The sequence below is a fragment of the Lysinibacillus sp. NPDC056220 genome (assembly GCF_049315265.1).
In the GTDB taxonomy this organism is placed as follows: Bacteria; Bacillota; Bacilli; order Bacillales_A; family Planococcaceae; genus Lysinibacillus; species Lysinibacillus pinottii.
In genome coordinates, this window is the sequence record NZ_JBMOXD010000010.1 from 15,601 (window position 1) to 41,447 (window position 25,847).

Sequence of the window (25,847 nt, forward strand, 5' to 3'; positions counted from 1 at the left end):
TGTCCTCTTCTTTCAGAGGACAGCATTTTTTATTTATAGATAGAAAACTATAGATAAAATCGCTGTCGTAGAGCAGCCAATTATACCTGCTAATAAAAGCGGATAAGTAAAGTTGCAGGAGGGAGCATGAACAAATTCTAAATCACCATCTAATTCAAAGGCATAGACACCATTTTTAGTAACACGTGCAAAAAAACGTTTGAAGCTATAGGTGATACCATTAAAAAGCCCACCTTGCACAACAACCAATGAAGCACCTATAATTGTAGAGGTAAGTGATACAAGAAAAATATTGTTAATCAATGTTAAAAAAGTGATTGGTTGATGGAGGAACAAAATAAAGCTAAGGGAAACTATGATCATACAGCTAGCAAGTAAGAGGAAGGTCTTTTTTTTCAAAGTAATATACCTCCTTCTTGGGCAGAACGATAGTGGATAAGCTCCTCTTCTGTCAGCATAACAAAGTGACCAGGGCGTATCTCAACAAAGCTTTCACTTTCAGTATTTCGATTAGCTTGATAGGTAACTTCATTAAAAATAATGCGTTTGCGGTCTCGCTCTAGCTTAGGATCTGGTAATGGAATGGCTGATAATAATGACTTCGTATAAGGGTGTACTGGATAATCATAGAGTTCTTGACTGTTCGCTAACTCAACGATTTTTCCTTGATACATCACACCAATACGATCACTAATATATTTCACCATTGATAAGTCGTGTGCAATAAAAAGATAGGTCAATCCGCGTTCCGTTTGTAACTGTTTCAGCAGATTCACTATTTGTGCCTGAATGGAAACGTCCAATGCAGAAATAGGCTCGTCTGCAATGATGAGCTCAGGCTCTACAGCAAGGGCGCGTGCAATACCAATACGCTGACGCTGCCCACCACTAAGTTCATGAGGATAACGGTTTGCGTACTCTTTTGTTAAGCCCACTATGTTTAATAACTCATATATTTTAGGCTTCCATTCACTTTTAGGCACTTCATGGATGGCCAATCCTTCTGCTATAATATCCATTATTTTCATACGCGGATTAAGAGAAGAATAGGGATCTTGAAAAATCATTTGCACCTTGCTATTGAAGGTAAGCTTGTCTTTTTTTGTTTGATTGTCATTGATATTACGACCATCAACAAGAATTTCCCCGCTCGTAATCGAATGGAGCCCAATAATGGAACGTCCAGTTGTAGATTTACCACAACCTGATTCTCCTACGAGGCCAAAAATTTCCCTTTATAAATATCGAAAGTAATGCCATCTACAGCTTTATTAACTGAGTTTTTCCCTAAAGAGAAATGCTGCTTGACCTCTTTTAATGATAGATATGGATGTTCTTTATCTAAAATAGCTGATGCATTACGCTTCTCTTGCTGTACTTGAGCAAGGTGCTGATGAACCGGTACTATTTTAGGTGCGTGTTTATGCAATAACCAAGTTGCTGCGAAATGGGTGTCGCTGACCTGGAACATAGGTGGCTCCTCTATAAAGTCAATTTTTAGTGCATGTTTATTACGAGCTGCAAAGGCATCACCAGTAGGAGGATGAAGTAGGTTTGGTGGTGTCCCAGGAATAGCATACAATGAATTTGTACCCATATCAGGATTAGGCATGGCTGCCAGCAGTCCTTGTGTATAAGGATGCTGACAATGATAAAAAATTTCATCAACTAAGCCAATCTCAATGATTTTTCCAGCATACATCACGGCAACACGATCAGCCATTTTGGCGACAACACCTAAATCGTGGGTAATAAAGATAATGGATAAATTCATGTTTTGTTGTATATTTTTTAATAATTCTAAAATTTGCGCTTGGATCGAAACATCTAGTGCTGTGGTAGGCTCATCAGCAATAATAATACGTGGTTCACAAGCAAGGGCCATAGCAATGACGATTCGTTGGCGCATTCCTCCAGAAAATTGGTGTGGATACTGTTTATATCGTTTATCAGCTTCTTTAATACCAACGAGTTGCAATAGTTCTATAACACGGTTTGTTATTTGTTTGCCACGTAACGTCGTATGTTTTTTTATACTTTCTGCGATTTGGTGACCAATTGTCATCGTAGGGTTTAAAGCGGTCATTGGATCTTGAAAAATCATAGCTATTTCAGCTCCGCGTATTGCTCGAATTTCCTGCTCACTGGAAGATAAAATATCATGTCCGTTATAAAAAATATGGCCGCTTTTCACCATTGTTGACTCAGTTGGATTGAGACGAAGAAGGCTTTTCGAAGTCACTGATTTTCCTGAGCCAGACTCGCCAACAATAGCTAAGATTTCGCCCTCAAATAAATCAAATGAAATATTGCGTACGGCTTGTACCTCACCATTGTACGTGTTGAAGGAAACACTTAAATTTTTTACTTCTAATATTTTCTTCATTTAGAGCACCTTCCTATTTACGAGTTTTGGGATCGAATGCATCACGCAGTCCATCACCGAGTAAATTAAAGCTAATCATAATTAAGCTAATGACAATAGATGAAATAATCATGCCATGTGGATAAATTCTTAATAATTTATATGAATCGTTGACAATTGTCCCCAAAGAAGCAGTTGGAGGCTGTAGTCCTAGGCCAATGAAGCTTAATAGGGCTTCCGTGAAAATAGCACCTGGTATTGTAAATGTAGTCGCAACAATAATTGGCCCAAGCGTATTGGGAATTAAATGCTTCCATATGAGACGTTGGTTACTAGCACCAAGTGTTCGTGAAGCAAGCACATATTCATAAGATTTTAGCTTCAATATTTGTGCTCGAACAATTCGAGCCATACTAATCCAACCCACAATTACCATTGCAATCGTAATCGAAATAATTCCAGGCTTTAAAATAAGAATCAGCAGTATGTTCACAATTAATCCAGGTATACCGACCAACACTTCAATAATACGTTGCATAATATTATCTGCTCGACCACCATAAAATGCTGAAACAGCCCCATAAGCAACGCCTATAATTAGATCAATGGTTGCTGCTAAAAAAGCAATATAAAGAGAAATTCTTGTTCCTTCCCAGATACGTGTCCAAAGATCTCGCCCTAATTCATCTGTACCGAACCAAAAATATTCCCCAATACCTTTCGCTTCATATTGGTCTATGCCTCGGCTATCGACGCCATTCAAGCCTAAGAAGGAAATATTCTCAAGGATAGGGATTTTTGGCGGTAAATTAGTGCGTGCGATATTTTGTTCATCATAGCCATGGCTATTCATAAAAGGGCCGAAAATGGCAAGTAATAGAACAACAATAATAGTACATAGCCCAATAATAGCTGCTTTATTTTTTCGCAAACCCCGCCAGGCATCCTGCCAAAATGATTGCTCAGGACGATAGGTGAAATCATCCGTAATATCAGTTTCCGGTGCATATTCAAATAATTCCTTTGGATGGCTTTTAGTTGTACTATCTGTCAGTTTACTAGTCATGTATTATCGCCTCCTGTCACACGAATTCGGGGGTCAATCAATCCGTATAAAATATCGATAATTAAAACGACGGTTACAAATAACACCGCATAAAAAATAGTCGTTCCCATAATGAGCTGATAATCATTCGTTATAATTGAATTAACAAATTGCTCACCTAAACCTGGAATACTGAATATCTTTTCAATGACAAGTGAACCAGTAATAGTGTTAACGGTTAAAGGACCAATAATAGTCACGATTGGGATCATGGCATTTCGAATACCATGCTTTGTAATGATAATTGGCTTTGATAATCCTTTAGCTTTTGAGGTTAAGATATATTCTTGACTAAGGACTTCAAGCATTTCCATGCGCGTAAAACGAGCAATTGTTGCAACTACTCCAACTGCTAATGCAATTGTTGGTAAAATGGAATATTCAAAGCCATTCCAAAAGGTAATGGGTAACCAACCCAATTTAACGCCAACCCAATACTGTAAAAAACCTGCAAAGACAAATGATGGAATGGATATACCTAGTACAGCTAATATTGTGGCACTATAGTCAATAATTGTGTTGTGTCTTAGAGCAGCGATAATGCCTAATAGAAGCCCAATAATTGTGCCTACTATTATGGCTTGAAAGCCCAAAATCGCCGATGCACCAATACGTTCTTTAATAATCTTAGTTACTGGACGGTTATCAAAGACAAAAGAAACTCCTAAATCCCCCTGTACAAGATTCGTTAAATAAATTCCGAATTGCACAGGAACGGGCTTGTCTAATCCATATTTTTTGTAAAGAAGCTCTTTTTGTGTCTCTGGAAGGCGTTCATCATTAAATGGTGAACCTGGCAAAGCTTTCATTAATAAAAATGACAGTAGGATAATAATAAAAAGCGTAATAATCATATATCCAATTCGTGTAAATATGTACCGAACCATGGCACCAACCTCCTACTAAAAAGTGTGTTAAAACTATTAAATTATTTGCAAGATTGATGCCAATTGTAAGGAAATAAGAGAAGAAAAAATATGAAAATATATATTGCATATCATTTTTTTATATGATATATTTATAAATGTCTTAAAGAGGTCCCGTGGTGTAGCGGTTAACATGCCTGCCTGTCACGCAGGAGATCGCCGGTTCGATCCCGGTCGGGACCGCCATTTATACTTGATATGATCGCTCTTATGTACTGTTACAGTCATAAGGGCTTTTTTGTATATAAGGAGGATTTTCTTTCTGCTTAGCTTTTTAATCATAAGATCTTTTCAAGCATTTGTTGTATGTATAAACGTATCACTCTATGAAGACCCAATGCACAGGGTGGAAACATAGAGGTTAAAAGCTTTACATTTGGTGAAGCCTTTATGACCAACCTCCCATTGATTTTAATGAAATAACATCTATTGCCCTAAATAACCCCACTACGTTCACTTAAAAAACGCTCAATTTCAATGAATTTAGTTGAATTACTAAAGTAAGTCTAACGAATTGCATATATTTAACATTATCTAAAAATAGTAAAAATTACCGATAAATGATGATGATTTTATAAGGTAAAATGAGTTATGTTTCTAAAATAAAAACTAAGGGTAAAAATTAGAGGTAATTGGATTGACTACGGAGGTGTTTACATGAGCAAAGATCAATTTTTAAAATATTTTTATTTACCTTTGCTTATTGGTTCCATGTTAATGATGGTAGGCTGTGGAGATCCTATTATAGAGATTGAAGAAGCAAATACGTATCACTGGCAAAAAAATATGAACGAAGTAGAATTTGAGAAATTAAAAAATGATATGTCATATATTGAGGTAGTAGAGACAGCAGGTGGTGCAGGTAAAAAGGTGAAAAATAATGAATATCGTTGGAATGATGAAACCTTGTTGACTCAGGCTTATATAGTGAAATTTAAGGATGATAAATTAATTGCTAAAGAGATCGTAGCTGTAAAAGGCCATTCTAATCGATAGTTGTAAAAGAAGACATATTTGACTGTAGGCAGAAGCCATTGAGAAGGTTCACTCTCGATGGCTTTTTCTTCTTATCACATTCATTAAATGGATGCCCATGAGGATACTGATGAGACAATGAAAAATGGAATAATAATAGCTCCTTGAATCTAATCGTTTAATTGTTCACATATTTTTGGATTTTCAAAGCAAGTATAATGAGTATTGGATGCTTTGAACATTTTCGCTAGTTTAGGTAAACTAGAGGTAATGTAGTGATGAGAGGAAAAAGAATATGTATGAAATAATCATGAATTCACTTGATGATACAGAACGTTTTGCCAGCAAACTTGCAAATAAATTAGAAGCTCAGGATACGATTACATTAGAAGGTGATCTAGGTGCGGGGAAGACGACATTTACGAAAGCCTTGGCGAAGGAGCTAGGGGTCAAACGAACAGTCAACAGTCCAACATTTACGATTATTAAGCAGTATGAGGGAAGATTACCGTTTAATCATTTAGATGTATATAGGTTAGCAGAAAGTGATGAAGACCTTGGGTGGGACGAGCTTTTTTATGGAGATGCGGTATCAGTGGTCGAATGGGCGCATTTAATAGAACAGGATTTGCCACAGGATCGCCTAGCGATAGAGATTTACCGAATCGGAGAAAATGAACGACGCTTTGTGTTAATACCTCGAGGAGAACGCTATGAGGCACTATGTGAGGAGCTAATGAAATGATTTGGTTAGGAATAGAAACAGCAAATACACCACTTTCCATTGCAGTTATAAAGGACGGCAAAATAGTGGCCGAGATGGTACAAAATATAAAATTAACGCATTCTGCAGGTGCGATGCCAGCGATTGAAGAAATTCTAGCACGCATAGATGTAAAACCGAATGACTTGGATGCGATTGCAGTATCTGAAGGACCAGGTTCTTATACGGGTGTCCGTATAGGGGTGACATTAGCAAAAACATTAGCATGGACATTACAGAAACCTTTAGTGGGCGTATCTAGTTTAAAAGCATTGGCTGCCAACGCTGCCCTTTATAACGGGTTGGTTTGTCCAATTTTTGATGCTAGAAGACGCAATGTCTATACGGCAGTTTATCAAGGTGAAACTTTAGAGGCACTTGTGGAGGATCATCATGCACATATTGATGATGTATTAGTGCGTTTAAAGGCATTAGAGCAACCTATTCTATTTGTAGGAACAGATGTTGATATATTTTGGGAGAATATTGTGCAGATGCTTGGTGATTATGCAGTACGTGCACCATTTAGTATTGATTTGCCACGTGCGACGGAAGTCATTCATATAGCGACGAAAATGGAGTTACCGAGTGTCGAAGCTACCCATCACTTCGTTCCACAATATAAACGGATTGCCGAGGCTGAGGCAAACTGGCTGAAAGAACAGAAGGAGAAGGAACATGACTAGGAATGTAACTTATCGAAAAATGGTTTCGGACGATGTGCCAGCAGTTTATGAAATTGAATTGGCTTCATTTCCAGTGCCATGGACGTTAGATTCCTTTTACTACGAAGTGCATGAAAATCAGTATGCGCATTATGTGCTGGCTATAGATGAAAATGGTAGTATTATTGGTTTTTGTGGAATGTGGATGGTCATAGATGCAGCTCAAATAACAAATGTAGCGGTAATTGAGCAGGCTCGTGGCAGAGGGATAGGCGAAGGATTGATGCGTGAGGCGATGCATATAGCGCGTTTACATGGAATGGAGGTTATGACGCTTGAGGTACGTGTGACAAATACGGTTGCACAAAATCTCTATCGCAAGCTTCATTTCCAAGATGGTGGTATACGGAAAGGCTATTATACTGATAACGGGGAGGATGCCCTTGTCATGTGGGTGAATTTATAATGAATAATGGGTTGATATTAGCAATAGAATCGAGCTGTGATGAAACAGCTGCAGCAATTATTCGAAATGGTCATGAAATTGTTTCGAATGTTGTTGCGTCACAAATAGAAAGCCACAAACGATTTGGTGGAGTTGTTCCTGAAATCGCTTCACGTCATCATGTTGAACAAATTACAGTGGTTATTGAGGAAGCTTTAGCACAAGCGAATATAAAGCCAGCCGATTTGGATGCTGTTGCCGTTACGGAGGGTCCAGGTTTAGTCGGTGCGCTGCTAATTGGCATAAATGCGGCTAAGGCGTTTGCTTTTGCCAATAATTTACCGATTATTGGTGTACATCATATTGCAGGTCATATTTATGCGAATGCTCTAGTCCAACCAATGGAGTTTCCTTTATTGGCACTTGTTGTATCAGGTGGGCATACGGAGCTTGTTTATATGAAGGAACATGGCTCCTTTGAGGTTATTGGTGAAACAAGAGATGATGCAGCAGGTGAGGCATATGATAAAGTGGCACGAGTTTTAAATTTACCTTATCCAGGTGGCCCACGCATTGATCAGCTCGCTCATGAGGGAGAAGAGGCTGTACCTTTTCCAAGAGTATGGTTAGAGGAGGGGTCTTATGATTTTAGCTTTAGTGGCTTAAAATCAGCGGTCATCAATTATAAACACAATATGGATCAACGTGGCGAAGCCATTTCACCAGCAGGCGTTGCAAAGGGCTTCCAGGAAAGCGTTGTCGAAGTACTAACAGCGAAAACATTGCGTGCTGCTCGCGAATATCAGGTGAAGCAGGTCATCGCAGCTGGCGGTGTAGCAGCCAATAAAGGCTTACGTGCTTCATTAGAGGCAGTGTTCACTGAGGAAGGGATTCCGTTTTTTGTACCACCACTCAAATTATGTACGGATAATGCGGCAATGATTGGAGCAGTTGCCATGCCAATGTATGAAGCGGGTATCCGAGGAAACTTAACGATGAATGGTCGTCCAGGAATGGAGTTAAAATCCTGGGTGTAGTAGTAAGGGAAGGAGGTATCTTATGGAAGATATCTCTTTTTTTATTTGTCGAAAATTTGTTGATAAAAAATGAATGTAATGAAGGGATTCGTAAAATAGTACACTTTAATTGACAAATTTTTCAGAAAATTATCCACAGGTAATGGAGCGAACTAAATACCGAACACGCGTACTTATGCACAAATTGTTGATAACTTGTGCATAACTTGTGATTATTCAATATATAGTAGCATGTTTTACACGGGATGATGTGGATAAAATAATTTTTAATTGTGGACAGTGTGGAAAACTCTGTTGATATGTTGGTATTACTAGATTTATGGTGTGAATAAAACTGTGGGCATTTTTTGTCGAAAAATAGCACTTGACCAATATATATGAAAAATGAAGGAGAGTAAAGAAAAAAGCCATGTGACAATGCACACGGCTTAAATCAAATTACATATTTATATGTTCTAATTCTTCATTTAACTCTAGCCACTCTAATTCTAAAAGCTCATGCTTCTCCTTTGCAGTAGCCAATTCGCCTTGCAGTTGGGCAATTTTTTCATGATCTGTAAAAATTGCAGGATCACAAAGAGCTTCCTCTAGCCTATCAATGATAGTCGTCGTTTCTTGCATCTTGCCTTCTAGTTCTTCGATAGCACGTCTTATTTGTCGTTCACGTTTTTTTGCCTCTTTATCAATTTTGGAGGTTGAGGTCTTATCAGGTAGAGTCTGCTGTAGTTGCGGTTGGGAAGCACTCTTCATTTGTGCTAGCTCAAACAGCTCCTGTTTTTTCTCTACATAATAATCATAGTCCCCTAAATATTCGAACGACCCAGTTCCAGACAACTCCACCACTTTGGTAGCGATACGATTAATGAAGTAGCGGTCATGAGAGACAAATAGAAGCGTTCCAGGATAATCGATCAAAGCATTTTCAAGAACCTCCTTACTATCTAAATCTAGATGGTTGGTAGGCTCGTCGAGAATTAAAAAATTGGCCTTTTGCATCATTAATTTTGAAAGTGCAAGGCGTGCTTTTTCACCACCTGATAAAGAAGAGACCACTTTATCGACATCTTCTCCACTAAATAGGAAGCGTCCCAATACAGTACGTATATCTTTTTCATTCATAAGCGGCCATTCATCCCATAGCTCTTTTAAGACACTTTTATTGCTCGAAAGCTTTGCTTGCTCTTGATCATAATAGCCAATTTGCACATTCGTACCATAACGGATATCACCTGCAAGAGGCGTTAAATCTTTTACAATCGTTTTTAATAATGTCGATTTACCAACCCCGTTTGGTCCAACAAGAGCAATTCGATCCTCGCGAAAAGTACGTAGCTTAATACCACTAGATATACGCTGATCGCCATAGCCGATTGTTAAATCATCAACGGATAAAACATCATTACCACTTTGACGTTCAATCGTAAAACCAAAACTAGCGGATTTTTCATCACCATCTGGCGATTCCATCCATTCTGTTCGTTCAAGCATTTTTCGTCGACTTTGTGCCATTTTTGTTGTAGAGGCACGTGCAATATTCTTTTGGATAAAATCTTCTAGCTTGGCCTTTTCATCTTGCTGACGCTCAAAAAGTTTGACATCACGTTCATAGTTTTTAGCTTTTACATCTAAATAAGCACTGTAGTTACCTGTATATTTTGTGACACGATGGCGTGATACTTCATAGACAATAGAAACAACTTGGTCTAAGAAGTAGCGGTCATGAGAAACAATTAAAATAGCGCCTTCATAGCTCTTTAAATAAGATTCTAACCAAGATAATGTTTCAATATCTAAATGGTTCGTAGGCTCATCGAGAATTAGAAGATCTGGTTTACTAAGTAAGAGCTTAGCTAGTGCTAAGCGTGTGCGTTGGCCACCAGATAGGGAGCTAATGGGTTTATCGTAGTCTTCCGGATAGAATTGCATTCCATGAAGCACTGATCGCATGTCCGATTCATATTGATAGCCGCCAGCATCCTTAAAAGTATGCTGTAGTTGATCATATTCTGACATAACTTTCGCATACAAAGTAGGATTTTCATAAACAGTAGAATCTGCCATTTGCTGTTCGAGCGAGCGGAGCGTTTGTTCTTGGGCTAAAAGGGGTTCGAAAATGGTCATCATTTCATCCCAAATAGTTAACGTAGAATTTAATCCGGCATGTTGCTCTAAATAGCCAACCTGGATGCCCTTTGGAATAATGATATCCCCTGAGTCATAGGACATTTGCCCAGCGATTATTTTTAATAAAGTCGATTTACCTGCACCGTTTCGCCCTACTAAGGCAACACGATCACGGTGTTGAACTTCTAATTTCACACCACTCAAAATTTCATCTGCAAGAAAGGATTTAGTTAGTTGATTGACCTGTAAAACAATCATTCTTGACACCTCAATTCTACCTTAGTGTAATGGATGAACGATTTGCATGCAATGTCGGTGCTTTACTTATTCCAAGCAGTCATGTAAGATTGAAACGATTTCTTTTTAGTTAGCTGCGTACATAGCGCCATTAACTAAAGAGAAATACGCTAGTGGATTGCAAAAATGTTGTATATAGTTAAGGATAAATGTATTAAAATTAGTAGTTAAATACAGTAAAATTGATTGAGGTTCAACATAAGGAGGAGAAAGTTTGAAACAAGAATTAAAAATTCCACAAGCCACTACAAAAAGACTTCCTCTTTACTATCGATTTATTCAAAACTTTGCACAAGAAGGTATGGAACGTATTTCGTCGAAGGAACTGAGTGAAGCGATGAAAATAGATTCTGCAACCATTCGCCGTGACTTTTCTTATTTTGGTGCACTTGGAAAGAAAGGCTATGGCTACGATGTACAGCATCTATTACAGTTTTTTAGCCAGACGCTTGATCAGCATGAAACAACAAAAGTAGCGTTAATTGGCGTGGGGAATTTAGGCAGTGCATTATTAAAATATAATTTTCAAAAAAACCACAACACACATATTGTTGTAGCATTTGATTCGAAAGCTCCGAAGGATGGCAAAATGATTAGTAACATTCCTGTTTTTCATCCTGATTTGCTAGAAGAAAAGTATGCAGAATACGGGGCAGAGCTAGCAATTTTGACAGTATCACCACGCTCTGCACAAAAAATGGCAGATCGCTTAGCGGCTATGAATGCAAAGGGAATTTTAAATTTTACGCCCGAGCGATTGACTGTGCCAGATAGCATGCAGCTCTTAACCATTGATTTATCGGTAGAATTGCAAGCGCTTATTTATTTAATTCGTAATCAGGAAGTGTGAAAATTTTACATATTTAAAGTGGAGTTCACCGTTTCTGTCAAATAGTAATTTTAAACAAAACGCGGTAATATCAGTGAGAGTGACGAAAAACTTTCACATATAATTAGTTAGCAAAATGGCGAAATATGCGTTAAAATGATGGATATAAAGAGGAGGTGGCTGTAATGGGTGGTATTGGTCCTATGAGCCTCATTATTATCGGAATTGTCGCGTTACTAATTTTTGGTCCTAAAAAGTTACCAGAGCTTGGTAAAGCATTTGGTTCAACACTACGTGAATTCAAAAATGCTACTAAAGGTTTAGCCGACGAAGATGATGATGACAAGAAAAAGAAAGAACTAGATAAGTAAGTTAGGATGTTTGAGGAATGAATCCAAAAGATCTAACTGTCATTGAGCATATAGAAGAATTAAGAAAACGGCTGTTCATTGTTGCCGTTTTCTTTGTTCTCGCTATGGCTGGCGCCTTTTTTGTCGCAAAGCCACTTGTTAAATATCTTCAAACTACAGGAGCAAAATATAATATCGAGCTCCATGCATTTGACGTAGTAACACCACTAGCCATTTATATTCAAGTTGTTTTTTTAATTGCATTTATTCTTTCATCGCCAGTTTTAATGTATCAATTGTGGTCGTTTATTAGTCCAGGGTTAAGGGAAGTAGAGCGAAGAGCAACCTTAAGCTATATACCATATTCTTTTTTATTGTTTATCGCAGGGTTATCATTTTCATACTTTTTACTATTCCCGTATGTCATCAAATTCATGATGAATTTATCAAATGATTTAGATATTCAGCAAACAATTGGTATACATGAGTATTTTACATTTTTATTTAAACTCACAATACCATTCGGTTTTCTATTCCAATTACCTATTGTAGTATTATTCTTTTCACGGATTGGAATATTAAGTCCAGATCTATTAATTCGTATTCGTAAATATTCATATTTTGGTTTATTTGTATGTGCTGCTCTCATTGCGCCGCCTGAATTGGCGTCTCACTTAATGGTATCAGTACCACTGTTTATCCTGTATGAAATTAGTATTATGATATCTCGGGTTGGTTATAGAAAATATCTAAAATCAGAGGAAATTCGATTAAAAGAAGAGCAGGAAGCTGAACAAAAGCGCCAGATTGAAGAGGCATTGGAACAGCAACGACGACAAATAGAAGAATTGAATAATCAGTAATAGTTAAAGCTCGGTGGCCTCATGAAGGCACCGAGCTTTTGTATTTTTGGCAACTTTATATAGCTTTTAAAAAAATTATTGCATTTTTTCTAGTTCTTGAAGAAACTTTTGCAATGGTTCTGCATAGAATTGTACAAGTGTCACAAATCCATTCAACATGACGTGTGCAATAATAGAAGTCCAAATACGTTTTGTTTTGTGATATAAAAAGGCAAAGATTAAACCACAAATTGTATAAAGTAAAATATGAGAGAAGTCGAAGTGTATAATCGCAAAGAATATAGCACTTACTATTGCCGCCACCCAGAAGTTTGTTGTTTGGACAAGTGATCCAAATATAACTCTACGGAAGACGAACTCTTCTAAAATGGGACCGAATACAACAATCGCTAATATGGCAATAGGAGCTCCTTTAGCTATAGCGACAATATCTGCGGTATTTTGGGAACCTCCTTCGATACCAAAAACGGCCATTTCAATAGCTGCTCCAATCATTTGACCAAAAAATACAAGGATGAAGCCAAGAATACCCCAAATAATTGTGAGCGGTATCGTTTCTTTTTTTCCTTGATAAACGTTCCAAAAGGTTTTATCACGAGATGTTAAGATTAAACTTAAAATGAGCGCAATTGCAAAGCTAAGCGCAATATACCAGCCTTGAGTTATAGGCGCTGCTTGCTCAGAAGTTAGGTCGGTCATCTTCATAACGAGCTTGTGAAACGGTAAGAGCAACCATCTACTTGAGATTTGCATTAGGATATAAATCAGTAAAACATATAGAGCGGTTTTTTTATGTTTTGTTACTTTTGGAGAATTAGTCACAGTCAAAATCCTTTCCATTCATAGGCTTCCTTTCTATTGTAGATGAATATGGAAAGAAAACAAAATTTTTCGAAGTTCTGACTTGCAAAAAAAAGTGTGATTGATTATCATAATAATTGTGTTAGCACTCGATGATATAGAGTGCTAATAAATTCAACAATTATTATTATTAGGAGGTTGTTTCACTTGTTAAGACCACTAGGAGATCGTATTGTAATTGAACTAATCGAGGTAGAGGAAAAATCTGCATTCGGTATTGTACTACCTGACTCTGCAAAAGAAAAACCACAAGAAGGTAAAGTTGTAGCAGTTGGGACAGGTCGTGTTTTAGAGAACGGACAACGTGTAGAGCTTGACGTTAAAGTTGACGACCACATTATTTTCTCTAAGTACGCTGGTACAGAAGTTAAATATGAAGGTAATGAATACCTAATTTTACGTGAAAGCGATATTCTCGCAATTATTGGATAATTTTTAATGCACCTTCAATGAAGGTGAATGCTTATTGTTTCTTGAACGAAAAGTGACAATAAGATGAAATTGATATAAATATATTGAAGAAGCTTAACGAATATTCCATTTCAGGAGGGTAAATTCTCATGGCAAAAGATATTAAATTCTCAGAAGACGCTCGTTCATTAATGTTACAAGGTGTAGATAAATTAGCGAATGCAGTAAAAATAACATTAGGTCCAAAAGGACGTAATGTAGTGTTAGAAAAAAAATTCGGTTCACCACTTATTACAAATGATGGTGTGACAATTGCAAAAGAAATCGAGCTGGAAAATCCATACGAAAACATGGGAGCAAAATTAGTAGCTGAGGTTGCTTCTAAGACAAACGAAATCGCTGGTGATGGTACAACTACTGCAACAGTTCTTGCACAAGCAATTATTCGTGAGGGCTTGAAAAACGTGACAGCTGGTGCAAACCCTGTAGGTATCCGTAAAGGGATTGATAAAGCTGTTGCTGCGGCATTAACTGAATTACACACGATTTCGCGTCCTGTAAGCAATAAGGATGAAATCGCACAAGTTGCTGCTATTTCGGCAGCTGATGATGAAGTTGGACAGCTTATTGCTGAAGCGATGGAACGTGTAGGTAATGATGGTGTTATTACAATTGAAGAATCTAAAGGCTTCACAACAGAGCTTGATGTAGTAGAAGGTATGCAGTTTGACCGTGGCTATGCATCACACTATATGGTAACAGATACAGATAAAATGGAAGCAGTTCTGGATAACCCATATATCTTAATTACTGATAAAAAAATTACAAACATCCAAGAAGTATTACCATTATTAGAACAAGTGGTACAACAAGGTCGTCCACTTTTAATTATTGCTGAAGACGTTGAAGGAGAAGCACTTGCAACACTTGTCGTGAACAAGCTTCGTGGTACATTCAACGCTGTAGCAGTAAAAGCACCAGGTTTTGGTGATCGTCGTAAAGCAATGCTTGAAGATATCGCTATCTTAACTGGTGGTCAAGTAATTACAGAGGAATTAGGTTTAGACCTAAAATCAGCTGATATTTCTTCGCTAGGTCGTGCTGCAAAAGTAGTTGTGACAAAAGACAATACTACAATTGTTGAAGGTGTAGGCGGTGCAGATGCAATCGAAGCACGTATTGGCCAAATCCGAGCACAACTTGCTGAAACAACTTCAGAATTCGATAAAGAAAAACTACAAGAACGCCTTGCGAAATTAGCGGGTGGTGTAGCAGTTATCAAAGTAGGGGCTGCAACAGAAACAGAGCTTAAAGAGCGTAAACTTCGTATTGAAGATGCTTTAAACTCAACACGTGCAGCAGTTGAAGAAGGTATCGTATCAGGTGGTGGTACTGCACTTCTTAACGTGTATGCAGCAGTGGAAAAAGTGTCTGAATCTGAAGAAGGCGATGTAGCAACAGGAGTGAAAATTGTTCTTCGTGCTTTAGAAGAGCCAGTTCGTCAAATCGCTAACAACGCTGGTCTTGAAGGCTCTATCATCGTGGATCGCTTGAAACGTGAAGAAATTGGCATTGGTTTCAATGCAGCAACAGGCGAATGGGTAAACATGATGGAAGCAGGTGTAGTAGACCCAGCAAAAGTAACTCGTTCAGCATTACAAAATGCTGCGTCAGTAGCTGCTCTATTCTTAACAACAGAAGCAGTAGTTGCAGATATTCCTGAACCAGCTGGCGCAGGTATGCCAGATATGAGTGGTATGGGCGGCATGCCAGGAATGATGTAATCGAACGCTAAATGCGATTTGAGTAATAAACTTATAAAAGAAACCAGTTCTCAGTTATAAAATTGAGAGCTGGTTTTTTGTTATGGATACGAAATTCAAATTAAAAATTTTTTCCTGTTGTTTTTCTATAAGATATCACTTACAATACAAATTGATAATGATAATCGTTATCAACGATAGTGATTTTGATAGATAGAGGTGACATTTTGGATAAACAGGAAGCTAACAGAATAGGGATGGGCAATATATATTATGTCATAGTTTTACTATTAATTGCCTCCATTGTAATATCTGCCATTTTTTCTGTATCAATTGGGCAGGTCAGTATACCCTTCAAGCAATCAATGGATATCTTGTTGCATGCTGTATCTAATGGGAGATTTGGCACACTTGATAGTATGGATAGTGAATCCTATCTGAATATTATTTTACAGGTCAGAATGCCGCGTGTTATTTTTGCATTGCTCATCGGTATTGGACTTGCTTTATGTGGGGCTGTGATGCAAGCAGTTGTACAAAACCCCCTTGCTGATCCATACATACTTGGCATTTCTTCAGGTGCATCCTTAGGTGCAACTTTTGCCATTCTCGTTGGTTTTGGGAGTAGTGCATTACTGGCACAATTTGGTGTAGCCTTTGGTGCATTTGCTGGAGCTATGCTTACTTCTATGGCAGTGCTTATTTTATCTAGTATAGGTGGTAAAGCAACATCGGTAAAACTTGTTTTATCTGGTGTTGTCATAGGTGCATTATGTAGCTCCTTTTCAAGTCTTATTATCTTTTTTGCCAATAATGCTGAGGGCATAAAAACTGTTACTTTTTGGTCTATGGGAAGTTTAGCCTCTGCAAGCTGGGATAAAACACCGATTTTAGCAATCGTCATTGTATTAGGAGCTGCGTTATTTCTTTTTCAACATCGTGTGCTTAATACGATGCTACTTGGAGATGAATCTGCAATTACATTAGGTATCAATTTAAGTGTTTATCGTAAATTGTATATGATTCTCACATCACTAATAACAGGAACGATGGTTGCTTATGCAGGTATGATTGGTTTTGTCGGCTTAATTATTCCGCATATTACGAGAGGGATTTTTGGAGCAGATCATAAACGATTAATGTTAGGAACGTTACTCTTAGGAGGACTTTTCATGATATGGGCAGATATTTTATCTCGAACATTAATCGAGAATGTAGAACTACCGATTGGCATCATTACTTCTGTCATTGGATCACCATTATTCATCTATATGATTGTAAAAAAAGGTTACAACTTCGGAGGGTAGAACAATGGAATTAGTAGCGAAGGAAATAGAAGTAAAGATTGGAAAGAAGGAAATTGTAAAAAACATATCGATTCATGTAAACAAGCAGCAATTTGTGGGCTTAATCGGACCAAATGGATGCGGAAAGTCAACTTTATTGAAAAGTATTTATAAAAGCTTAGTACCACAAAAAGGGATGGTCTTTTTAGATGATTTAGACGTTTTGAAAAGCCCAGAAAAAAAGATTTCACAGCATTTAGGTGTAGTGGGGCAATTCAATGAAATGCACTTTGATTTAACGGTACAGCAAATGGTGATGTTAGGCAGAACACCTCATAAGAAAATGTTAGAGTCCGATAACCAAAAGGATTTTGACATTGTCGAAGAGGCTTTAACACGGACAAATTTACAAGCTTACAAGGGTCGTAGCTTCCTATCATTATCTGGTGGGGAAAAACAACGGGTTATTTTAGCGAGAACAATCGCCCAGCAACCTAAATTTATGATTTTAGATGAACCAACGAACCATTTAGATATACGCTATCAAATTGAAATACTATCTTGTGTGAGAAGCTTAAATATTGGTGTGTTAGCAGCACTGCATGATTTAGAAATGGCTGCACATTACTGTCATTATCTTTACGCAGTAAAAGATGGTGAGATTTATGCGCATGGTACCCCGGAGCAAGTTTTAACACCCGAGATTATAGAAGCTTTATATCATATCAAGTGTCAAACGTTTACTAACCCAGTGACGAATGGATTAGGCTTTGCATATGGACTATAGGAGGAGCAACAATATGAAGAAAAAATTATTATTAGGAATTGGTTTAGCCGCTGTATTAACGTTAACAGCTTGCGGTAATACTACCAAAAATACTTCAGAAGAAGCACAAACAAAAGAGCATTATCCATTAACTATCGAAAACTTTACAAAGGCTGAAGGTGGTTCGACATGGGAGAAGAAAGATCAAGTATTCGATAAAGCACCTGAAAAAATTATGGCAAATACACGCCCAGCAGCGGAACTACTATTGCATTTAGGACTAGGGGATAAAATCGTTGGTGTTGGTGCAAACTTTGGTGCTGTAGATAAATCTGTAGAAGAGGCATATTCAAAGTTAAATATATTAAGTGATGAATATGTAGGGAAAGAGGTAACATTAGGAACTAATCCAGATTTAGTATTTGGTCGTGGTGGCTTATTTGATAATGCTGAATGGGGGGTAGGCACAGTAGACTCACTAAACGACATGGGCATTAAAACATTTGTATTAGAATCATCCATTACAGGTGGTACATATGATTCTATTTATAAAGATATCGAAAATATCGGTGAAATTTTCAATGTTCAAGACAAGGCCACTAGCTTCATTAAAGAATTAAAAGATCGACAACAAGACATTACTTCAAAATTAGAAAGTATTAAAGAAGAAAAGTCATTTGCTTATTTACATACAAATGATCCAAAAGAACTTTTTGTATACCCCGCGCACGATGAAACATTTTTTAACGACGCATTCAAAATGGTGAAGTTAGATAATATTTTCAAAGATGAAACAGGAGATGTTAGTGTAGAAACATTAATTGCATCAGATCCAGATGTGTTAATTCTTCCAAACTGGGATGGGTCTGATCTGACAAAAGTTCGTGAAGAAATCTATGCTAACCCTAAGCTTTCAAGCATGAAGGCTATTAAAAACAAACAAATTTATATTGTGGATTACAATTATATGTTTGGTTATGGCTATAATACAATAGATGGTATGGAAGCCTTAGCGAAAGAAATGTATCCAGATTTATTTAAATAATATATTGGAGCTGCCCAGACGGTTTATAAAACAGACACAATGGGCAGCTTTTCTATTCATAAAAAAGGGAGGAGAAATGATAGTTTTCTCCTCCTTGTTTTATTACTGTAGAAGCTGATGTTTATTTAATGTTGTTATTTTTACATGGGTAGAGCCATTGTTCCAGCAAATGGTTACAGGATGACGTTGATCGAGATAATGTAATTGCGTTGAAAGATCCGCTCTTGTTTTTTTTATATCGATAGTATCAAGCAAGTGAGGTGATAGGTGAGGGAATAAGCCTGTTTTAAAAAGAGCCTCCTTTAAAGTCCAAAGCTCATAAAAAACATGTAGAGGTTGATGAAGAGCCATGTGGAACTCTTGTTTAGATAATGCAAAGTGCATAATATCTTTATTCACTGGCTTTATTTCTTCAACATCAATTCCTACTCGCCCGTTTGTTGTTAGGGCCAGGACAATCCAATCACCAGAGTGAGAGAGATTAAAATCGCCTTTCCAGTGCTGATGACTCGCTACATTTGGACGACCATATATGTCTTGAGTTATTTGGAATGTGGTCTTATCCATGAATGGGAGGAGCACCCACCTAATAAGCGTGTTACCTAGCAAGGCTCTTTGACGGTCCTGCCACTGCTTGTACTGCTGGATATTTCTTTGAACATGAGAAGGGAGTACATTATGAAATACATTCCATTCTGCTGAAGTTAACGGTTCCCCTAATGGTAGTGCAAAAAGCTGTATATCATTTGTGCTCATCGTATATTGACTTGCGTAGGCTCAGGAAAGTAGCCAGTTTCTATCCCGTATTCAATCATTTGGTGAATAAATGCTGTATTTGGTGCAGCACATTCAATTCTTGCATTGGCTAGAAATTCAATCGTTTTTTTACAGTTAAAGATAAATGGTGAGTCACTAGCTCCATCACCTTCTAGCTGTGCAATAGCTAATGCTAAATATTCCTGTACTTCTATAGAATGATCATCATGTAATAGCCAATTTGTATACTCTTGCTTTGACATAACTTGTAAATCATAGCCAAATTCCTTCAGCATGTCGATTAATTCTAAATAAGTAAGCGATACAGGGTTACATAAATGGAAGACATGACCATTTGATGCTGGCTGATTAGCTAGACATACTAATGCTTGGCTAGCATAATTAATTGGTGTAAAGTCTACATGCCATTGTACAGAAGGTGTTTTACCTAAATAAAGCATAGCTTTAATCATACGGTAAAAGGCGTTATCATCGATATTACGTTGGAATTTTCCTGTTTCAGAATGACAACTCAAATTACCTACTCGATAGATTGAAATAGGAATCATATCATGTACTGCATTTCTTACGAGATTTTCTGCTTCCAGCTTACTTTGTGTATAGACATTATGAAGCTTCGTATCGTAGTTGAAATCACCATTAGCCTCTTCTGCCCCCCATTGAATGGCAGCGAGCTCCTCTGGAATACCGATTGTTGATACATAATGAAAATGAATACCAGGTTTACGCTCTGCCAATTCAAGTAAATAACGTGTCCCATTTACATTGACATTATTAAAATGCTCAGTCGCTCCGAAGTGACGTACATCAGCTCCACAGTGGATGATGGCATCGATTTCATCTATTAGTGTCTGTTCATCTTCACTAGTTAGATGAAGTTTTTTCTTTCCTAAATCGCCTTTAATGATAGTTACTCGATTCTGCATATGTCTACCAATGTTATGTCCAAAGTAAAATTGCATACTTTCCATTAGCTTATCCTCTAAAGTGCTCTTTTCACTTGGTCGAATAAGACAATAGATGTGCGCTTTTGTTGAGACTAGTAGCTCATATAGCACGTGGCTTCCTAAATAACCTGTCGCACCTGTTAATAAAACCGTAGTCATCGGTAATGGCTTCACTATTGGTGAGATTGGTAGCGGACCAGGCTCCATTAAATCCTTATAAACAAGGTTAGTAGGTTGCGTTTGCACGTCTAAATCTTCAGGCTGATGGTTGCAAATATATTGATCTAATTCAGCAATCGTTTGATATTGGAAAAAATCCTGAATCTTTAGGAATGGTATATGCTTCTTCACTTGTACAAGAATTTCAAGTACTTTTAATGAATGTCCGCCAATGTGAAAGAAGTTATCATGAATACCTATTGGGCTGACGTTAAGTACATACTCCCATGCATTTGCTAGTAAATGCTGCGTATCATTTTCAGGGGCAACGTATAAATTACTCCGTGATAAATGTGTATCCATTGAGGCCAACTGCGTGCGATCAATTTTGCCAGTAGGGGATAATGGCATTTCTAGTAATTCGATGAATCGTTCAGGCACCATATAATCTGGTAAAAGATTGTGTAAATAGTCTCTTAAATTGCGTTCCTCTAGCTGAATACCACTTGCCACCGTATAATAAGCAAATAAATGGTTCTGACCATCAGACATTTTCTTAGCTATCACTACAGATTCCTGAATGGTAGGGTAATTGCTTAATACTGTCTCAATTTCTCCAAGCTCAATACGGAAGCCTCTTACTTTAATTTGCGAATCCTTCCGTCCAACAAATTCAATGACACCATTAGGTAAAAGGCGCACTAAATCACCTGTGCGATACATTTTTTGATCTGGTTTAAACAGATGCGGGACAAAGACCTCGGCTGTTTTTTCAGGCTGATGTAAATATCCTGCTGCCAAGCCAACCCCAGCAATACATAGTTCGCCTGTTACATGAACTGGGCAAAGCTGTTCATCCTCATTCACCACATACATCTCATAATTGGCAATCGGTTTGCCGATAGGAATACTAGATTGCATGTCTGTAAGCTGACTTTTTATCTTAAAGTAGGAAGTTAACACTGTACATTCAGTTGGTCCATAAACATTTATAATTTCTGTAGAATATCCGAACTTTTCTTGCCATTTTTGAACAATGGCAGGCAATAGAGCTTCGCCGCCGACGGATAAATATTGTAGTGTCATCAACTTGTCCCGATACTCTACAGGTAAATGTGTGGCTAATTGTGTAAAGAAAGCGTTTGGTACAGTTGCTGTTGTTACTCGCTCTCGTGCAATCATATCAGCAAATGCTTCTATTGAAAGACGCTCAATACTTGTGAGCATATGGAGTCTTGCACCAGAAAAGAAAGCGGTAAAAGTCTCTGTCACAGAGGGATCAAAACTGTAAGAAATAAACTGAGAAAATACACCTTCTTCAGTCGAATGGTAAATTCTTTGATTATCTGTAATTAGGTTAATAACGGCTGTATGTTTAAGCAAAACACCTTTAGGTTTACCAGTAGAACCAGATGTATAAATAATATAGGCTAAATCGGATGGATGTAGGTTACATGGCAAATCCTCTTTTGAAAGGCCACTCTCCATTTGATTGATTGTTAGCACTGTGTGTGATTGGAACTTATTATGTATTAGGTCATTCAGTAAGTCACTATATTCGTTTTTCGTAATGATAAATGGTGCACCTGTATCATGTAACAAATACTGGCAACGTTCTTTTGGATAACTAGGATCGATAGGAACATAAACACCACCCGCTTTTAGCACACCTAACAAACTAATAATAGTTTCCTTACTACGGTCCATGATAATTGCCACATAGTCACCTTTTTGAAGACCATTGGCTAATAGCATATGTGCAACTTGGTTGGACTGTTCATTTAACTGACGATAGGTCATCTTGCCATCTTCATAGGATAGAGCGATACGGTCTGCAAATTGCTGTGCTACTTGATAAAATACTTCTGGTATTGTGATAGTTTTATCATAGTCAGCCATAGTGCGATTTAATGTTTGATAAGCTAATGTATCCTCTTCATTTAATAGCTGTGTATGATTGGATAGTAGCTTCTCTTGTTTAGAAAAATGCTTATTAAACTGTGATGTAGGACAATCAAATTCTCGTTTATTATTCAATCATTACAACCCCTATTCTAGAAAAGGGCAGTCACTTATGCAGGAAATTTTAAGTCCGTTAGCTCTGACAGAAAGTATTCTGTAGAAGCTAAGGGACCAAAAACACCGTATAAGGGCAGCCCTTTCTCTTTTTATTTCACTACAAAGGTATTGACAACATTCAATAATTCTTCAGATAACTCGGATAGTACTTGTGCTTCTTCAGATACTTGCTGTACTGTATTTAGCTGAGAGGCAGAAGTTGCAGCTACTGCTCTTGTACTATCTTTAGAGTTGATGGAGAAGTCCTCCATATCTTTAACAGCAGAAGTGACTTGTTCCATGCCAGCCGCCATTTCTTCAATAGTTGCGGATAGCTCTTGTATTTGCCCTGTTACATGATGAATAGATGTTAAAATTTGACTAAATGATTGTTCTGAATCGTTGATCATGACAATACCATGATCAACTTCCTCTACCGCCCGAACCATGATATTAACAGATTCATTCGTATCGTGCTGAATATGAGATATAAGCGTGGAAATTTCCCGGGCTGAGGCCTCAGACTGTTCAGCTAGCTTACGCACTTCATCAGCTACAACGGCAAATCCACTGCCAGCTTCTCCTGCACGAGCAGCTTCAATGGCTGCATTTAAGGCTAGGAGGTTTGTTTGAGAGGCAATGCCAGTAATAATGCCGACAATTTCTTCAATTTTATTAGAATGATCGCCCAGCAATTTAACAGATGCCGCTGATTGATTGACTGCCTGACTAATCGCATTCATTTGAGCGACAGACTTATTAGTTGAATCATTCCCTCTTTCAGCTTCCTCAGATGCTAAAATAGAAGATTCTGAAATCTGATTGGATGTCATCGCAATACGTTGAATTCCAATACTCATTTCTTCTATTGTAATTGTACTTTCTTTAGCTCTTTGAACTTGAAGATCAGCTGAACTCGCAATTTCTTGCATGGAAGAAGCTACGGTATTGTAGGAATCAGAAGTTTCCTGCATATTCGTAGACAAAATATTAGCTGTGTTTGATACACGTGCTGATACATTTGTTGTACTTTTAATAACAGTTTTTAAGTTTTCAATCATCGAATTAAAGTTTTGAGTAAGCGTTCCTACTTCATCCGTTGAAGTAACTGGTAAAGGCTCAAGCTCTAAATTACCATTTGCTACTTTTTTAGATTGTAAGGATAGCTGCTGAATAGGTGTTAATTTTTTTCTTAAAAGAGTATACACAGCAATAGATGAACCAATTAAGAAAATAACCGTTACTACCAATGTCCAAAGTGCCTCTGACATAGCCTTGCCAGTTACCATCGACACGTCATAATCAATAGCATACGCAGCTAGCATATTTCCATCATCATCTAAAATTGGTGTAAGGCCAGTTTTATAGCTACCAAATTCATCGCTATAGATATCTGTAGCTGTAGCCTCTTTTGTCTCAAAAACCTCTTTAATTCTCGCTAGGAAATCAGGCGATAAACCCATAGCAATCATGTCCTGATTATACTCAGCTCCTAGTTTAAGTATACTAGAAGAAAGGACAGGTGCATTAATATTTTCCCCATTAACAGTTATTAAAAAGAGATTGGTAATGCTATCTGAATAATCATTAATAGCATCCATTTCCTTCGTCAGTCGAAGTGCATCAGGGTTACTGTCTGAAGGATTATCTAATATCGATTTCAATGTGTTAACATCAATTGTTTTGGCTAAGATCATGCCTTTGTCATCAAGTGATTGATTCATATCTGTTAAATTACTATTTCTTACTATATAATAAGAAAGACCTAAAGTAACTAATCCAAACAGTAATAAAATACTTACCATTATAGCAGTTATTTTCTTACTAATAGACATATGCTGCTTCTTACGTTTTTTCATGCTTTTCCTCCTAATTATATTATACCGATTATTTCATGTTAAGGATGAGAAATGGGTATTTAATCGATGAAATAAAAGCTCATTCAATGTAATGTCGTGGTGTCATTCATAGAATTCTAGATGCATTCTCAATAAATATATACCAGTGAAAAATAATCTAATTATCCCCTAACAATAAACTACTATACTGCCAAAAAAAATGATTCACAACCCAGAAAACTTACTATTTGAAGTGTAGATTTTAGTAGATGAATGAGAATTTTTAGTGTTTTAGTCTATGTATTTTTCAGCTTAGACGATATTTTTACGAAAATTTAGAGGCTATTTAATATAAAAAACAAGTATGCTCAAAACTGAGTCAAATTTAATTTAATTAAAATTTGGCTAAAATCTTATTTTTTAATCTCTTGTTAAGTCTTTTTGCCTATTAGGGAATGTCATTTCTTCTAGAAAATACTATTGCTTATCGTAGTTTTGTTACGGGAATAAAATATAAAAATGTAAAAAAAGGCTTTCTCTTTATTCGTAAATGAATAAAGAGAAAGCCTATTATTTTTTACGGCTGTCTGGGATTACCGATGATACCTGGCATTATATTGGGGAGTCCTGGCAATAATGGGGGTGGGAAGCCTGGGAATTGTCCCCCTGGAAATGGCGGATATGGCCTTGGTGGTTGTGGTGGATAAGGTTGTGGTGGATAAGGTTGTGGTGGATAAGGCTGTGGTGGATAAGGTCTTGGTGGATAAGGTCTCGGTGGATATGGCCTTGGTGGGTACGGTTGCGGCGGATAAGGTGTCGGATAGGGTGGTGGATAAGGTGGTGGATAGGAATTACCAGGAGGTGCTCCTGTACCAGCCGCGGTTATTTGGCTAACATCAACAGTCACTATTTGACCGTTATCTAATTGAATTTCAGCAGTTCTTCCTCCTGTTCCAAATGTTCGAATTAATGTACCTGAATAAGTCCCAGTAGGAAGTGTCACCCATATTTTCATTCCTGGACGGAATTGACTGTTAAAATCTTCAGGGGCCAATCTAGGATAAACCAATGAAACACACCTTTCTTCATTTTCTTTAACATATGCCCACTTACTGTGAGTGTTATAGGCTATAGGCTAGTTGATAATTAAGTGGAATATTGTTATAAAATATATCAATTTTCATTATAATAG

General features: G+C 37.4%; 24 protein-coding genes and 1 tRNA gene. 14 read left to right on the top strand and 11 right to left on the bottom strand.

Translation table 11 applies throughout. The features are described 5' to 3' along the window. Nucleotides 1–33: 33 nt before the first annotated feature. The 5 genes from ACOZBY_RS19985 to opp3b are packed head-to-tail and all read right to left on the bottom strand — an operon-like array spanning nt 34 to nt 4,357. Nucleotides 34–399 carry a DUF3899 domain-containing protein gene (locus ACOZBY_RS19985; RefSeq protein ID WP_230591226.1) on the bottom strand — a complete coding sequence of 122 codons (366 nt, stop codon included), beginning with the start codon at nt 397–399 and terminating at the stop codon, nt 34–36. Beyond that, nucleotides 396–1,229 (bottom strand): ATP-binding cassette domain-containing protein, encoded by an 834-nt coding sequence (locus ACOZBY_RS19990; protein ID WP_422762645.1) that lies wholly within the window; start codon nt 1,227–1,229, stop codon nt 396–398. The genes ACOZBY_RS19985 and ACOZBY_RS19990 overlap by 4 nt, the downstream gene beginning before the upstream one ends. Then, nucleotides 1,214–2,386: an ABC transporter ATP-binding protein gene (locus ACOZBY_RS19995; protein ID WP_422762632.1), complete on the bottom strand. Its 1,173-nt coding sequence runs from the start codon at nt 2,384–2,386 to the stop codon at nt 1,214–1,216. Before ACOZBY_RS19995 ends, ACOZBY_RS19990 begins: the two co-directional genes overlap by 16 nt. Before the next feature lie 13 nt (nt 2,387–2,399). Then, nucleotides 2,400–3,431 carry an oligopeptide ABC transporter permease gene (opp3C, locus tag ACOZBY_RS20000; RefSeq protein ID WP_012291927.1) on the bottom strand — a complete coding sequence of 344 codons (1,032 nt, stop codon included), beginning with the start codon at nt 3,429–3,431 and terminating at the stop codon, nt 2,400–2,402. Further along, nucleotides 3,428–4,357: an oligopeptide ABC transporter permease gene (opp3b, locus tag ACOZBY_RS20005; RefSeq protein WP_422762633.1), complete on the bottom strand. Its 930-nt coding sequence runs from the start codon at nt 4,355–4,357 to the stop codon at nt 3,428–3,430. The genes opp3C and opp3b overlap by 4 nt, the downstream gene beginning before the upstream one ends. 149 nt (nt 4,358–4,506) lie before the next feature. On the opposite strand from opp3b, the gene ACOZBY_RS20010 reads away from it, so the two are divergent. The 6 genes from ACOZBY_RS20010 to tsaD all read left to right on the top strand — a co-directional run bounded on the left by ACOZBY_RS20010 (nt 4,507) and on the right by tsaD (nt 8,281). Then, nucleotides 4,507–4,582, top strand: a tRNA-Asp gene (locus ACOZBY_RS20010). 471 nt (nt 4,583–5,053) lie between these two features. Next, on the top strand, nt 5,054–5,392 hold the full coding sequence (locus ACOZBY_RS20015; RefSeq protein WP_012291929.1) for a hypothetical protein: 339 nt from the start codon (nt 5,054–5,056) through the stop codon (nt 5,390–5,392). A gap of 274 nt (nt 5,393–5,666) precedes the next feature. Then, nucleotides 5,667–6,116 (top strand): tRNA (adenosine(37)-N6)-threonylcarbamoyltransferase complex ATPase subunit type 1 TsaE, encoded by a 450-nt coding sequence (tsaE, locus tag ACOZBY_RS20020; RefSeq protein ID WP_012291930.1) that lies wholly within the window; start codon nt 5,667–5,669, stop codon nt 6,114–6,116. Further along, on the top strand, nt 6,113–6,820 hold the full coding sequence (gene tsaB, locus ACOZBY_RS20025) for a tRNA (adenosine(37)-N6)-threonylcarbamoyltransferase complex dimerization subunit type 1 TsaB (RefSeq protein WP_031416319.1): 708 nt from the start codon (nt 6,113–6,115) through the stop codon (nt 6,818–6,820). Before tsaE ends, tsaB begins: the two co-directional genes overlap by 4 nt. Next, nucleotides 6,813–7,265 carry a ribosomal protein S18-alanine N-acetyltransferase gene (rimI, locus tag ACOZBY_RS20030; RefSeq protein WP_031416320.1) on the top strand — a complete coding sequence of 151 codons (453 nt, stop codon included), beginning with the start codon at nt 6,813–6,815 and terminating at the stop codon, nt 7,263–7,265. Before tsaB ends, rimI begins: the two co-directional genes overlap by 8 nt. Beyond that, entirely contained in the window at nt 7,265–8,281 is a 1,017-nt protein-coding gene (gene tsaD / locus ACOZBY_RS20035) for a tRNA (adenosine(37)-N6)-threonylcarbamoyltransferase complex transferase subunit TsaD (RefSeq protein ID WP_012291933.1), read from the top strand. Before rimI ends, tsaD begins: the two co-directional genes overlap by 1 nt. A 438-nt stretch (nt 8,282–8,719) precedes the next feature. Here tsaD and ACOZBY_RS20040 read toward each other — a convergent pair whose 3' ends face one another. Next, on the bottom strand, nt 8,720–10,663 hold the full coding sequence (locus tag ACOZBY_RS20040; RefSeq protein ID WP_422762634.1) for an ABC-F family ATP-binding cassette domain-containing protein: 1,944 nt from the start codon (nt 10,661–10,663) through the stop codon (nt 8,720–8,722). Nucleotides 10,664–10,916: 253 nt separating this feature from the next. Here ACOZBY_RS20040 and ACOZBY_RS20045 point away from each other — a divergent pair, with 253 nt between their 5' ends. From ACOZBY_RS20045 to tatC, 3 genes are all read left to right on the top strand, one after another. After that, the gene (locus ACOZBY_RS20045) at nt 10,917–11,552 is read left to right on the top strand and encodes a redox-sensing transcriptional repressor Rex (protein ID WP_012291935.1); all 636 of its coding nucleotides are present in this window, start codon (nt 10,917–10,919) and stop codon (nt 11,550–11,552) included. Between the two features lie 164 nt (nt 11,553–11,716). Further along, nucleotides 11,717–11,902 (top strand): twin-arginine translocase TatA/TatE family subunit, encoded by a 186-nt coding sequence (locus ACOZBY_RS20050; protein WP_010857065.1) that lies wholly within the window; start codon nt 11,717–11,719, stop codon nt 11,900–11,902. Nucleotides 11,903–11,919: 17 nt separating this feature from the next. After that, the gene (tatC, locus tag ACOZBY_RS20055; RefSeq protein ID WP_012291937.1) at nt 11,920–12,744 is read left to right on the top strand and encodes a twin-arginine translocase subunit TatC; all 825 of its coding nucleotides are present in this window, start codon (nt 11,920–11,922) and stop codon (nt 12,742–12,744) included. Between the two features lie 75 nt (nt 12,745–12,819). On the opposite strand, the gene ACOZBY_RS20060 is transcribed toward tatC, so the two are convergent. Then, nucleotides 12,820–13,584: a CPBP family intramembrane glutamic endopeptidase gene (locus ACOZBY_RS20060; protein ID WP_031416324.1), complete on the bottom strand. Its 765-nt coding sequence runs from the start codon at nt 13,582–13,584 to the stop codon at nt 12,820–12,822. Between the two features lie 168 nt (nt 13,585–13,752). Between ACOZBY_RS20060 and groES the strand changes: the two genes are divergently transcribed. The 5 genes from groES (at nt 13,753) to ACOZBY_RS20085 (ending at nt 18,876) form a co-directional block, all read left to right on the top strand. Continuing rightward, complete coding sequence (gene groES / locus ACOZBY_RS20065) at nt 13,753–14,037, top strand: co-chaperone GroES (RefSeq protein ID WP_024363933.1); 285 nt, start codon at nt 13,753–13,755, stop codon at nt 14,035–14,037. Nucleotides 14,038–14,165: 128 nt separating this feature from the next. After that, entirely contained in the window at nt 14,166–15,800 is a 1,635-nt protein-coding gene (gene groL / locus ACOZBY_RS20070) for a chaperonin GroEL (RefSeq protein WP_012291939.1), read from the top strand. A 206-nt stretch (nt 15,801–16,006) separates the two neighbouring features. Continuing rightward, entirely contained in the window at nt 16,007–17,086 is a 1,080-nt protein-coding gene (locus tag ACOZBY_RS20075; protein ID WP_422762635.1) for a FecCD family ABC transporter permease, read from the top strand. 4 nt (nt 17,087–17,090) lie between these two features. Then, nucleotides 17,091–17,852: an ABC transporter ATP-binding protein gene (locus tag ACOZBY_RS20080; RefSeq protein WP_422762636.1), complete on the top strand. Its 762-nt coding sequence runs from the start codon at nt 17,091–17,093 to the stop codon at nt 17,850–17,852. Nucleotides 17,853–17,865: 13 nt separating this feature from the next. Beyond that, entirely contained in the window at nt 17,866–18,876 is a 1,011-nt protein-coding gene (locus ACOZBY_RS20085; protein WP_012291942.1) for an ABC transporter substrate-binding protein, read from the top strand. A gap of 102 nt (nt 18,877–18,978) precedes the next feature. On the opposite strand, the gene ACOZBY_RS20090 is transcribed toward ACOZBY_RS20085, so the two are convergent. The 4 genes from ACOZBY_RS20090 to ACOZBY_RS20105 form a co-directional block, all read right to left on the bottom strand. Beyond that, on the bottom strand, nt 18,979–19,632 hold the full coding sequence (locus ACOZBY_RS20090) for a 4'-phosphopantetheinyl transferase family protein (RefSeq protein WP_031416327.1): 654 nt from the start codon (nt 19,630–19,632) through the stop codon (nt 18,979–18,981). Continuing rightward, nucleotides 19,629–22,796 (bottom strand): non-ribosomal peptide synthetase, encoded by a 3,168-nt coding sequence (locus ACOZBY_RS20095; protein WP_012291944.1) that lies wholly within the window; start codon nt 22,794–22,796, stop codon nt 19,629–19,631. The genes ACOZBY_RS20090 and ACOZBY_RS20095 overlap by 4 nt, the downstream gene beginning before the upstream one ends. Nucleotides 22,797–22,927: 131 nt before the next feature. Continuing rightward, a complete protein-coding gene (locus ACOZBY_RS20100) occupies nt 22,928–24,676 on the bottom strand; it encodes a methyl-accepting chemotaxis protein (RefSeq protein WP_012291945.1) in 1,749 nt (582 codons plus the stop codon). A 556-nt stretch (nt 24,677–25,232) separates the two neighbouring features. Continuing rightward, nucleotides 25,233–25,724 (bottom strand): hypothetical protein, encoded by a 492-nt coding sequence (locus ACOZBY_RS20105; protein WP_243432630.1) that lies wholly within the window; start codon nt 25,722–25,724, stop codon nt 25,233–25,235. Nucleotides 25,725–25,847: the final 123 nt, after the last annotated feature.

Excerpts from the sequence above, each read along its gene's own strand:
- rimI (WP_031416320.1), top strand. The coding sequence starts at position 6,813 with ATGACTAGGAATGTAACTTATCGAAAAATGGTTTCGGACGATGTGCCA.
- ACOZBY_RS20085 (WP_012291942.1), top strand. The coding sequence starts at position 17,866 with ATGAAGAAAAAATTATTATTAGGAATTGGTTTAGCCGCTGTATTAACG.
- ACOZBY_RS20050 (WP_010857065.1), top strand. The coding sequence starts at position 11,717 with ATGGGTGGTATTGGTCCTATGAGCCTCATTATTATCGGAATTGTCGCG.
- tatC (WP_012291937.1), top strand. The coding sequence starts at position 11,920 with ATGAATCCAAAAGATCTAACTGTCATTGAGCATATAGAAGAATTAAGA.
- ACOZBY_RS20060 (WP_031416324.1), bottom strand. The coding sequence starts at position 13,584 with ATGGAAAGGATTTTGACTGTGACTAATTCTCCAAAAGTAACAAAACAT.
- ACOZBY_RS20080 (WP_422762636.1), top strand. The coding sequence starts at position 17,091 with ATGGAATTAGTAGCGAAGGAAATAGAAGTAAAGATTGGAAAGAAGGAA.
- opp3C (WP_012291927.1), bottom strand. The coding sequence starts at position 3,431 with ATGACTAGTAAACTGACAGATAGTACAACTAAAAGCCATCCAAAGGAA.
- tsaD (WP_012291933.1), top strand. The coding sequence starts at position 7,265 with ATGAATAATGGGTTGATATTAGCAATAGAATCGAGCTGTGATGAAACA.
- ACOZBY_RS19995 (WP_422762632.1), bottom strand. The coding sequence starts at position 2,386 with ATGAAGAAAATATTAGAAGTAAAAAATTTAAGTGTTTCCTTCAACACG.
- tsaE (WP_012291930.1), top strand. The coding sequence starts at position 5,667 with ATGTATGAAATAATCATGAATTCACTTGATGATACAGAACGTTTTGCC.
- ACOZBY_RS20100 (WP_012291945.1), bottom strand. The coding sequence starts at position 24,676 with ATGAAAAAACGTAAGAAGCAGCATATGTCTATTAGTAAGAAAATAACT.
- groL (WP_012291939.1), top strand. The coding sequence starts at position 14,166 with ATGGCAAAAGATATTAAATTCTCAGAAGACGCTCGTTCATTAATGTTA.
- ACOZBY_RS20015 (WP_012291929.1), top strand. The coding sequence starts at position 5,054 with ATGAGCAAAGATCAATTTTTAAAATATTTTTATTTACCTTTGCTTATT.
- tsaB (WP_031416319.1), top strand. The coding sequence starts at position 6,113 with ATGATTTGGTTAGGAATAGAAACAGCAAATACACCACTTTCCATTGCA.
- ACOZBY_RS20040 (WP_422762634.1), bottom strand. The coding sequence starts at position 10,663 with ATGATTGTTTTACAGGTCAATCAACTAACTAAATCCTTTCTTGCAGAT.
- ACOZBY_RS20090 (WP_031416327.1), bottom strand. The coding sequence starts at position 19,632 with ATGAGCACAAATGATATACAGCTTTTTGCACTACCATTAGGGGAACCG.
- opp3b (WP_422762633.1), bottom strand. The coding sequence starts at position 4,357 with ATGGTTCGGTACATATTTACACGAATTGGATATATGATTATTACGCTT.